Raw genomic sequence first — 10880 nt, forward strand, 5'->3', positions numbered from 1 at the left:
TATAACAAGCTGAAAAATATTTTCTTAATCAGATTATAGTGTTAATCTATTGGAATCTCAATGGTTTTGTCATACATCTCTGTGTAAGTCATCTTTTCAATGCTTAGTTGATAATTATCTCCAATCTTAGGGAAGCATAATGTTCTATTATGAAGCATTCTTCCATCCTTTAGCTTCTCAATATCACTATTAATAGTTTCTTTAAGACTTACTCTCTCTCCATCTACTATAAGTCCAACTTTCGTAAGGATAATATCTTCTGTTGTAGTAATACTAATATATGTGTTCCCATCTGATTCATATACCTCGTTTATTTTGATATTCTGTCCTAAAACTTCAAATTCTATGTTTTCTAAATCCTTATTAACACTTACTTTTTGATTAACATCTCTGTCTACAGAAAAGCTTTCTATATATAATTGAACTGAATCAAGTTTTTCTGGTAAAGCATCATATTCGCTATGAAATCTCATACCCTTAGCATCTGTACTCATGCCGCCACCTTGATGTACTACTTCCTCACCATTTGCTATTAGTTTTATGTTTATATCATTAGGACGAAGCCTTTCTCCTAATATTTGATCCCTTGCTAACTCCACAATATTTTGTATCGTTCCATATATGACAGTTTTTGTAGGTGATGCTGTTATTGACTCTATATGAAGTTTTGTATCTCCAGATTTTATTGTTTTGTTAATCTTCTGTTTCAAAGTATCACCCATTGCTTTATTTGGATCTATACTAAAGCTTATATCTCCTATTTCACTTGTATTATTTTCTATTAATTGTAGCTCTAGATGCAATGTTTTTTCAAACATAGATGGCTTTTGGAAGCTATGAACCCATTTTATTTCTGTTTTTTCATCGTTCATTTTTCCTTGTCCACTCTGTGGATTGTATTCCTTAATAAGACCTTTAATCGACATATGGGGATCGTTTGCTTTGTCAATCTCTCCATTTGGATCTCTTACTGTATAAAAAGCTAGGAGCTGGTTTTCATCTACCATTATGCCATCTAATATGACCGTTAAACCATTCTTAAAGGTATAGCTTTTCCCAATATGTTGCCCTTTGCCTAGTTCATTAAGCTTCTTTAATGTACCGTTCATAACCTGTTCATACCCTAGGAGCTCTTTTCCGTAATACGCAAGAGCATTAAAGTTGTATCCGATCAATAGAGCTGCAATACAGGCTGCTACAACTCTCACTTTCCATTTTCTTTTCTTTGGTTTGATTAAAGAACTATCCTCTAAAGCATTATACAGTCTTGTCTCTAGTTCTTCCGGAACCTCTAACTTATCGATATCTTCTTTCTTATCACCTAAAATTTTCTCAACTTCTTTCACAGTTGTCACCTCCAAAACTTTCTTTTAATTTTTCAAGGCCAATAGAAATACGAGATTTTACCGTCCCAAGAGGTATTTCTAAAATATCTGATATAGTTTTATAGTCCAAGTCTAAAAAATACCTAAGCTTAATAACCTCTTGGTGTATATCATTCAGCTTAGCTAGATGTTCTTCTACTAAAATTTGTTCTTCTTTTTCTTTTAACTCTGCTTCACAACTCTCTTCTTCAATACTGTCTAGAGAAATCACCTTATTCTTATCTTTTAAAAGCTTTTTACAGCAATTTACTAAAATAGTTTTGCTCCAGCTATAGAATGCACTTTTCTTTTTTAACTGATATATTTTTTCATATAAAATTACAGTCATATCCGATATAGCATCTAATGAATCTTCTTTATTTTTCATGTATACAAAGGCTAATCTATAATAGTCCTCTTTTTTTGCCATAATTAGCTGGACTAATGCATCTTTGTCACCTTGCTTTGCTTGCCTCACCAATACCTCTATGTCCACCTTAACACCTTCTTTCATATATAAGAGTAGCATACTATGGAAAAAGTTCATTTTAAATTATTATTTATTATTTCATGTTAAAAACTATTAAAATGCAACATACAAAAAACCCTAATATAGGGTTTTGTTTTATCTTTTTATTCTATTTATGGTTAGTGTTTCAACATGTCACTCATATTTAAATCTGCTAGGTTCCAAAACCGCTGTCATTTTCATTACATTTTACCACAAATAGTTCTAAGCGTCCTTAATTATTTCATCCATTTCCCCTTCAACAACTTTAACTAAATCAGATACATCAATTTCTATTTGGATTCCTATTTTTCCACCACTTACAATAATTTTTTCAAGTTTTGAAGCACTGCTATCAATATATGTTTTATATCTCTTCTTCATTCCAAAAGGCGAGCAGCCTCCTCTAACATAGCCAGTATACTTTGTAATATCCTTTACTGGAATCATTTCTATTTTCTTTTCCCCTGTTATTTTCCCCGCCTTTTTAAAGTCAATTTCTTGGTCAACAGGTATTATAAATACATAGATATTATTACTGTTACTTTTAGTTACAAGCGTCTTATATACATGTTTAGGGTCCTTACCTATCTTTTTTGAAACCGAAATACCATCTATATTGCCATCAATACAGTCATATGTAATTACGTTATATTTAATGTTATATTGATCTAATATACGCATAGCGTTTGTTTTAGGATGTTTCACTTTTATCACTCCAACTTTTCTTATTATACCTATAGCTAAATCATAATCATATATATAGATATATACTATATAATACCATATAATAAAAATAAAGAATCTATTAACTTTTTGATTAATAGTTTCAATATGATATTATAGAATAAAACTATTTAGGTTGAAAGGTGATTTTATGGATAATTACTACGGATTAAAGGTGGTAAATAAACCTTTATATTATGTTGAGTTAATTAGTTGCTTGAACTCCCTTGCTGAAAATACAGATAGTATTACTCTAAAAGATTTTTTTGATGATAATGATTTAATTTTTATAAATAGAATAAGAAATTTTAGAATTAAGGGCATGGAGTTTTTTGAGTTTGCTTTATGTATAAATGAATTGGATGATTTAGACCAAATTATATCTGAAATAGATGCGATGCCACACACTGATTTTATTTATACATTTTTTGGTGATTCAATTTCAAAAAGAGATGTTGAAGCAATTTTTAAGAATTTTGATAGATTAAATGAAAATCTTGGCGACAATATTGAAACTAAGGGGTTAAATCCTTATGACATAGACATTTTGTTTAAGGATACGAGGAATTTTAAAAATGATTTCTTCTCCACATTAAGAAAAATAGATAAATATATAAAGAATGAAAAAATTATTGATTATGATATATATAATGAAAAAATCAAGGAAATTGCTTTAGAACTAAAGGAAAAGGCGCCTTTGAATATAGCTCAGGAGATAATGGGAAAGAAGTTTAAGAGAGTATATGATTTCAACTATTATCTATTTGCCCCAAGCTTCTATTTCAATCATAAACCTATGAGAACCTTTAACCATAGCTCTCAATTATTAGTTTATCCTGTAAACCCATTAAATACAGATATGAATTCCAATGAACTAGCTAAAATATTAAAAATAATTGGAGATAAAAGCAGACTAGATATTATTAAAATCATATCTACTGAATCATGTTCTGGTAAAGAACTTGCAAAGAGAATAGGAGTAAGCACTCCTACAATATCCCATCATTTAGACCAGCTTAAATCTATTGGACTCATATATGAGGAAAGAGAAAAGAACACAAAATATTTTACCTTAAATAAGAATGCTTATAGAGACATAATAGATACATTAAATAATTATCTTTAAAAAAATCTTGCTGTAAATGCAAGATTTTTTTATTTTTAGTATTGAGTTACCTTTCGTTATATGATAATATGTGTTTAAAATTAGATATTCATCTAATTAGTTTTATATTAAAGGAGGTTAAGATTATGAATGTGATTGAAGTAAGAGATTTAAAGCGTGACTATTACACAAATCTTGGGGTAATAAAAAGAGATAAAAAAGTAATTAATGCTCTAAAGGGGATTTCCTTTAATGTTAAAAAGGGGGAAATATTTGGTCTTTTAGGACCTAATGGTGCTGGAAAAACAAGTACTATCAAAATATTAACAACACTTTTAACTCCAACCTCTGGAGAAGCAAAGGTTCTTGGATATAATTGTTTTGGAGAAGAAAAGCAGCTTAGAAGAAGAATCAATTTTATCTTTGGTGGAGAAAGAAGTCTTTATTGGAGATTATCTGCATGGGATAATCTATCTTACTTTTGTGACCTATACAACATTGACGAAAAAATAAAAAAAGAAAGAATATCAAAACTTTTAGAACTTGTAGGATTATCAGAAAAAGCTCATTTTAAGGTTGAGTCCTTTTCGAAAGGTATGAAACAAAGACTTCAAATTGCAAGAGGCTTGGTTAACGACCCTGAAATTCTCTTTCTAGATGAGCCAACCATAGGACTAGACCCTTCAGGAGCAAAAATCTTAAGAGATATAATTAGACGCTTATCAAATGATGGCAAAACCATTATTTTAACAACTCACTACATGCATGAAGCTGATGAACTATGCAATAGAATAGCTGTAATTAACAAAGGTAAAATAATAGCATTGGATAAACCAGAAAATCTAAAAAAAGATATAGATGGAAGTGTAATAGAAGTTAAAATGTTAACTTTAAATAATGAGTTGTTATCTTCATTAAGAGAAATTGACAAGGTGTCAAATATCTCTGTAAAGGAAAATAACCAAACCTATATTTTAAATATCTCTTGCAAGGATGCAAGAAGGACTATTACATCAATAAATGAAAAACTGTCAAACCACAAAGTACTTTCAATGGGAATGAGAGAGACAACGTTAGAAGATGTATATTTAAAAATGATAGAAGGTGTGCAAAATGAATAATACATTAAAGGTTATATTTTCATCCTGTTTATTGCAAATGAAACAATCATTTTCAAGATCTATGTTCAGGTTTTGTATATTAGCATATCCAATACTTTTCTCATGGACTCTATATCTTATTTATAAAGGTCAGGATAATAGCATGTTCGTATCCTATGTAATACTTGGAACAGCTGTTACAAGTATGTGGACTTCAATAAGCTTTTCATCTGCAGGAGATATCGACAGAGAAAGATTTATGGGAGCTCTTCAAGTTATTTTCTCATCTCCAACTAAATTTTCAACTATAATGTTTGGAAAAGTAATAGGTAATACAATTTTAGGTATCTTTTCAATGCTTTTAAGCTTTGCATTTGTAATATTATTTTTCAAAGTAAAGTTTTCAATTGTAAATCCAATCTATTTTTCATTAAGTATATTTTTAGGGATTATATCCTTTACATTTATAGCAATGATGCTATCTGGTCTTCTGGCTATTTCAAGAAACACAAGAGTATTAATGAATTGTTTGGATTATCCAATGTTTATATTTTGCGGGACAGTTTTTCCAATTGAGATTCTTCCACTATGGACTCGCCCAATTTCTTACATACTCAGTCCAACCTATGTGTTGAAGCTCTGTAGAATGTCTATTACAGGAATAACAAATTTTAGAGAGTTTTATATATACTTATTAGGATTAATAGTAGTGACATTAATATACTTTATTCTCTTCAAGTGGTTTTACAAAGAAATTGATGTTAAATGTAGAAAACAAGCTACTTTGGAGGTGTTTTAATGAGAAAATTTTTTAGACAATCTCTTTTATATTTTAAAGCCCTCTTCGGATGGCTAGACCCCAAAATTTATCTCATAATGAAGATTATAGATCCATCTCTTAATATGATATTCTATTCCCTATTAGTTAAATATGTTTATAAATCATCAGACATTACTCCGTGGATTATAGGAAATGCCTTTTTACTATGCACTAGAAATTCAGTATTTGTTGTAGGCTCACTACTAAGAAACGAAAGATATCAAGGCACTTTAAAATTGATAGTAGCGTCCCCAGCAAATAAATTTTTAGCCTTTATTGCAAGATCATTTTTTAATATATTTGATGCAGCTTTAACAGTTACAATAGGACTGTTAATAGGCGTTTTTGTATTTAAGATTGATTTATCAGGAATAAATTATTTTCAATTTTCCCTGTCAATTCTTATAGCAATGGTTGGTGGTATGTCTATAGGTCTAGTATTAGGCAGCATTGCTTTAGTAATTAGAGAAATACATATGTTCCTAAATGTTGCTGCAATGCTCCTATTTATTTTAACAGGTGCTAGCTATCCTATAGAAAGACTTCCAAATTTTGCAGTCATTATCTCAAAACTTATTCCAATAACCCGAAGCATAGAAGCTTCTAGAATGATAGCTGCAAAGGGCTCAAGTACATTAATATATACACTTTTAAGCAAAGAGCTTCTTCTAAGCATGTTTTATATCTTTGTTGCCTACTTTCTCTTTAAATATTTTGAGAAAAAATCAAGAGTAGATGCTGCTCTGGATGCTTATTAATATTTTTGTGGGACAATTAATAGTATTTTATTAATTGTCCCACTTCTTAAGTTATATATAATGATATATAATAAAATGAAATATCATGACTTGGAAAAACTTTTTGAAATAATGGGAACATAAAGGTCAGCTATGAGCTCTCCTTGATAACAATAATAATACTCTATGTCATGAGTTCCAACATGTTTATAATTAGATTCAGGCAGCCATATAGTATAAATATAGTCCCATGCTTTCTGTACACTTTCTGTTATGGGACCAATAGTTTTAAATACTGCGTAAAGAGACGGCTCCAGCCTATGTAAAGTCATGCTAGCCGGAATATAATCTGCTGTTTTCACTTCATATCCTATCATATAATCAAATGTATCTCCCTCTGATAATATGCATATTCCCATGCATTCATTGTCATATTTTCTTTCACTTATCTGTGTCCAAGGTCTTTCTTTGTTCCACTTATGCCATAGAAGTGGTATCTCTTGATAATTACTTCCATCGGCCCTCATTTGATATATATTTCCTACAACAAGCCGTTCTGGTAATTTTCTAAATAGTGGCTGCATACCTTCTTTTCTTCGACTATACTCAAACATCATATAATCGTAAGTCATAGGTTCTCTAATAAAGTAAAGCAAGCCCTCACGCCTTACATCAGAAGGATTTCTTCCATAAACCTTTTCAAATGCTCGGCTAAATGCCTCCCGTGATTGATAGCCATACTTTATTGCTATGTCAATAATTGATTTATTGGTATGAGCCAATTCTTTTGCAGCTTCAGTAATTCTTCTTTTTCTAATATATTCTTTTATAGAATCACCTACTACCCACTTAAAGACACGGTGAAAGTGATAAAGAGAGTATCCGGCTTCTTTAGCAACAATAGACAAGTCAATGTCATGATTTAAATGATTTTCTATATAATCTATCGCTTTTTCCAATGCATCCATATAAGACATCATAACTCCACCTATGCTAGAAAATTGATAACCTCGTCTAAGCTTTTAGGTACTTTTATTTTATCATGCTGTTGAATAAATGTCTGTAAACCATTTAAGTCATCATCTACAGATAAAGAGCATATTGCTAGTTGATCCATAAGTAAATAATCATTCTCTGACCATTCAGATACAGGTAGATTTTTATATCCTTCCCACCCATCCCAAGGCTGCATAGGTATCTTCAATAATGAGTTAGCATCAAGGATTAAATTACATTTTAAATAGTCATATCCCCACCATTCAAAGATTCCAAATGATTCAGGTTTCGCCTTTGCTTCACGGCACATCATCCAAGCTTTTGGTCCAGTAATAAAATCTTTGTCATTTATATCTAAAGGATCAAAAGATATATTAAGTTTTTCTCGTTGTAAATCATCAAGTTGGGCATCAGCTAATATCCATCTTTTTTTATCTTTATCCCAGTATTCAAAAACCCAATGATCAATGTACTTTTCCTTCTCAAAATAAGTAGCAAATCCACATCTTGCTCTAGCAGGGATACCTGCTTCTATGCAAAGTGCCACTGCCATCACTGAAAAATCTCGACATATTGCAATCATTTTATCATTCATCTGTTTTTTGTCTAGCACATGTTGATATCCTTTTTTGTTCAGAAATGTTAATTTTTCTTCAACGCTTCGTATCCTGGGTTCTTCCTTTCTTATGTCTTCCATATCTAATCCATAACTTTTAGCCCAATGTTGATGCAGAAAAATGTTTTGCACAGCTAAAACAATACTTTCTATATCTTTAGGCAAATCCTTAACCATATGTTGCATAGTTTTTATTTCTGTCATTATTCCATGTTGACGATAAAATTCAAGTACTTTATTCACAATAATACCTCCCATTCATTTAATTATTGAATAGATATAGTTCAAACTAGCTCAATGTGTGACCTTAGCATTATTATATCAATCAGAATAAAGAAAATGAGTGATATTTTGTGCTATTTTTCTAATCCGTTTGACTTCTATGATAATTATCATAAAAACTTGATTGTTATTTCTTTACCTTTAAGATTTCATGCGATTAATCTCTTCAAACAATTTTCTCAATTAAGTACTTTATTTGTATGTTTTAAAGTATACTTTCGTCAAAAATCCAAAGTTATTAGCAACCTATAAACGACTTCTTTTCTTCTTTGCAAATCCTCATAATTGTATCCTTACCAGTAACCACTGCCACTGGCAGTCCGCCAGGTGGCTGCAGCCATTGACCGGTTAAAAATATATTATTCAAGCCCTTAACTCTTCCTGTATGAGACATAGACTTTCCTTTAACTGTAGGCAAAAAAGCCATGAATGCACCTCTATATGCATTGCAATACCGCTCATAGGTTTTAGGTGTAGCAACATCCAATACTTTCAGCTTTTTCTTCATAGCTGGGAATCTTTCTTCGATTGAGTCAAGCACCGCTTTTCCAATCCTTGCTTTTTCCTGTTTATAGGATCTGGAGTCTTTAGCTAAAGCATTCCACGCATCATAGTCCTGATGAAATTGGTTTATACTACAGGTGATAAGAGTATGGCCATTAGGAGCAAAATTTGATTCATGACTATAGTGTACTATTGTTAAACGGTTTATAGTTCTTTTATGGATATCAAAGGGCTCAATAGGAAAAGATAGGCTTCGAGGAATAGTATCCATTGTATCTTCATATCCTAGTGCTACAAAAACTTGTGAAGCCAACGGATAGTCCTTATAATTTCTATATCGCTTTTCAAAATCACGATCAGAATATTTTCCTTTTAGCAACCACTCATAAAGCACCTTTGCATCACATGCCGTAATAAAATAATCAGCTTCAAAGGTTTTTCCATTATGACATATAACTTGCTTCACTTTTTTTTGCTCTATTGATAGTTCAAGAGCTTCACATGGTGCTTCAATAATTCCTCCTAAATCCAAATAACGTTCCACCATTCGTAAAGCTAAGGCTTTGGAACCACCATATGGAATAGAAGCTTGACCTTTAGCAAAACCAGCAAGAGCAAAGAAAATTGATGAAGCACTATAGCCTTCAGGCAAAAAAGAAGCTAGAACTTCTCTTAGTGCTGGATGCTTAAATGTTTTAGCATACTCTTTCAGACTGATCTTACCATATTTCTGCATAATCATACCTGCAGCCTTCATTGAGCTCATAGCCTTAATTTTTTCTGTAAACGTCATCAAGTCCGTAGGTTTTTCAACTGGTAATTCAAAAGATTGTATCTGCTCAATGTTATGACATAAGTTTAAAATAGCATCTTTGTCTTTCGGAGATAACTCTAGCCAACTAGATTTCAATTGCTCAAGATCACGATAAAGATGTACCGTACCGCTCTCATGCTCAAAAGATAAAAAGCTTTTTGGATGAAAAATTTCAATCCCATCTAAAGCGCCCACAGTAACCCAAAGATCGTGAGTAGGAGTTCCTTCTTTCGTTCCAACAAGCCAATGTATACAGCCATCTATGTGATAGCCTTGACGATCCCATCCAATACATTGCCCCCCTAAGCTAGGATTTTTTTCTAATATAATACTTTCAAAACCATTTTTTTGAGCAAAGATGCCTGCACTTAACCCTGCAATGCCTCCACCAATGATAACAATCTTTTTCATTATTTTTGCTCCTCCTTTCTTCTTATACTCTGAGCAAGCAAAAGTTCTTCTCCAACTTCTAAAAGCAACTGTTCAGCATCCTGATTATTAAGCCATGATGGTAAATATCCGTTAGCTACCATAGTTGAGAGACCAATTTGAAAAATTCGCATTTTCAAAAAAATACGCTTCCGTTCACTAATTGTCCATTCTTTCATTGATTCATCAGTTTCAAGTGCTTCAACCATAGCATTTTCTACTGCTTCATATTTGGTCATATATGGATTTCCTTTCATGACTAGCTCACGAAAAAAGATAGGGTACTCTCTAGCAAAGGCTAGGCTTGCTTTTCCCATACTCTCAAATAAATTACTCCCTTTTTCCTTAGCAAGAAATTCATATGAAACAGCAAAAACATGTTCCACTACAGCTGTAATCAATTCATCAATTGTTTCAAAGTTCACATAAATAGGCGCAACGGAACAGCCAAGTCTTTTCGCTACACTACGGGCAGTAATACCAGAGAAGCCTTTTTCTTTACCAATTTCAAAAGCTGCATCTACAATATCTTCTTTGCTAAACTTAACTTTTGGCGACATAAAAAACCTCCATTAAATTACTTAAGTTATATAACATATGTTATATATTATACTATGCAAAAATAATTTATATGTCAAGAAAAAAATTTTGCTTAAATAATTACTTAATCACCCTATATAGTTAAATTATTTTCGTTCTTAAGTAAGCGATCAATAATTGATGTATTGGATCAATTACTAATGAGGTGTATGATTTAATGGAGATGATCATATGATCGTCTCCATTAGCTTGATTTTAGTCTGCTTTGCATGTTTTTTGAATTAATGAATCCCATGGTAGCATAAGATCCAGTACTTTCGGATTAGTCTTAAAATTGGA

General features: G+C 31.5%; 11 protein-coding genes. 4 read left to right on the forward strand and 7 right to left on the reverse strand.

The features are described 5' to 3' along the window. Nucleotides 1–41 precede the first annotated feature (41 nt). The 3 genes from HNR33_RS02295 to ybaK form a co-directional block, all read right to left on the reverse strand. Nucleotides 42–1346 (reverse strand): DUF4179 domain-containing protein, encoded by a 1305-nt coding sequence (locus HNR33_RS02295; protein WP_429079520.1) that lies wholly within the window; start codon nt 1344–1346, stop codon nt 42–44. Further along, complete coding sequence (locus tag HNR33_RS02300; RefSeq protein WP_429079522.1) at nt 1333–1860, reverse strand: RNA polymerase sigma factor; 528 nt, start codon at nt 1858–1860, stop codon at nt 1333–1335. Before HNR33_RS02300 ends, HNR33_RS02295 begins: the two co-directional genes overlap by 14 nt. A 237-nt stretch (nt 1861–2097) precedes the next feature. After that, entirely contained in the window at nt 2098–2580 is a 483-nt protein-coding gene (gene ybaK, locus HNR33_RS02305) for a Cys-tRNA(Pro) deacylase (protein WP_429079525.1), read from the reverse strand. Nucleotides 2581–2749: 169 nt separating this feature from the next. On the opposite strand from ybaK, the gene HNR33_RS02310 reads away from it, so the two are divergent. The 4 genes from HNR33_RS02310 to HNR33_RS02325 all read left to right on the forward strand — a co-directional run bounded on the left by HNR33_RS02310 (nt 2750) and on the right by HNR33_RS02325 (nt 6381). Next, complete coding sequence (locus HNR33_RS02310) at nt 2750–3724, forward strand: ArsR/SmtB family transcription factor (protein ID WP_429079528.1); 975 nt, start codon at nt 2750–2752, stop codon at nt 3722–3724. 125 nt (nt 3725–3849) lie between these two features. Next, on the forward strand, nt 3850–4824 hold the full coding sequence (locus HNR33_RS02315; protein ID WP_429079530.1) for an ABC transporter ATP-binding protein: 975 nt from the start codon (nt 3850–3852) through the stop codon (nt 4822–4824). After that, nucleotides 4817–5602 carry an ABC transporter permease gene (locus tag HNR33_RS02320; RefSeq protein WP_429079532.1) on the forward strand — a complete coding sequence of 262 codons (786 nt, stop codon included), beginning with the start codon at nt 4817–4819 and terminating at the stop codon, nt 5600–5602. Before HNR33_RS02315 ends, HNR33_RS02320 begins: the two co-directional genes overlap by 8 nt. Further along, nucleotides 5602–6381, forward strand: coding sequence for an ABC transporter permease (locus HNR33_RS02325; RefSeq protein WP_429079534.1), 780 nt, complete (start codon nt 5602–5604; stop codon nt 6379–6381). The genes HNR33_RS02320 and HNR33_RS02325 overlap by 1 nt, the downstream gene beginning before the upstream one ends. Before the next feature lie 83 nt (nt 6382–6464). Here HNR33_RS02325 and HNR33_RS02330 read toward each other — a convergent pair whose 3' ends face one another. From HNR33_RS02330 to HNR33_RS02345, 4 genes are all read right to left on the reverse strand, one after another. Next, entirely contained in the window at nt 6465–7337 is an 873-nt protein-coding gene (locus tag HNR33_RS02330) for a helix-turn-helix domain-containing protein (RefSeq protein ID WP_429079535.1), read from the reverse strand. Nucleotides 7338–7348: 11 nt separating this feature from the next. After that, on the reverse strand, nt 7349–8215 hold the full coding sequence (locus tag HNR33_RS02335; RefSeq protein ID WP_429079538.1) for a transglutaminase domain-containing protein: 867 nt from the start codon (nt 8213–8215) through the stop codon (nt 7349–7351). A 277-nt stretch (nt 8216–8492) separates the two neighbouring features. Further along, on the reverse strand, nt 8493–9983 hold the full coding sequence (locus HNR33_RS02340) for a phytoene desaturase family protein (RefSeq protein ID WP_429079541.1): 1491 nt from the start codon (nt 9981–9983) through the stop codon (nt 8493–8495). Next, entirely contained in the window at nt 9983–10561 is a 579-nt protein-coding gene (locus HNR33_RS02345; protein WP_429079543.1) for a TetR/AcrR family transcriptional regulator, read from the reverse strand. Before HNR33_RS02345 ends, HNR33_RS02340 begins: the two co-directional genes overlap by 1 nt. Nucleotides 10562–10880: the final 319 nt, after the last annotated feature.

The sequence above is a fragment of the Brassicibacter mesophilus genome, from assembly GCF_050433385.1.
GTDB lineage: Bacteria > Bacillota > Clostridia > Tissierellales > Proteiniboraceae > Brassicibacter > Brassicibacter mesophilus.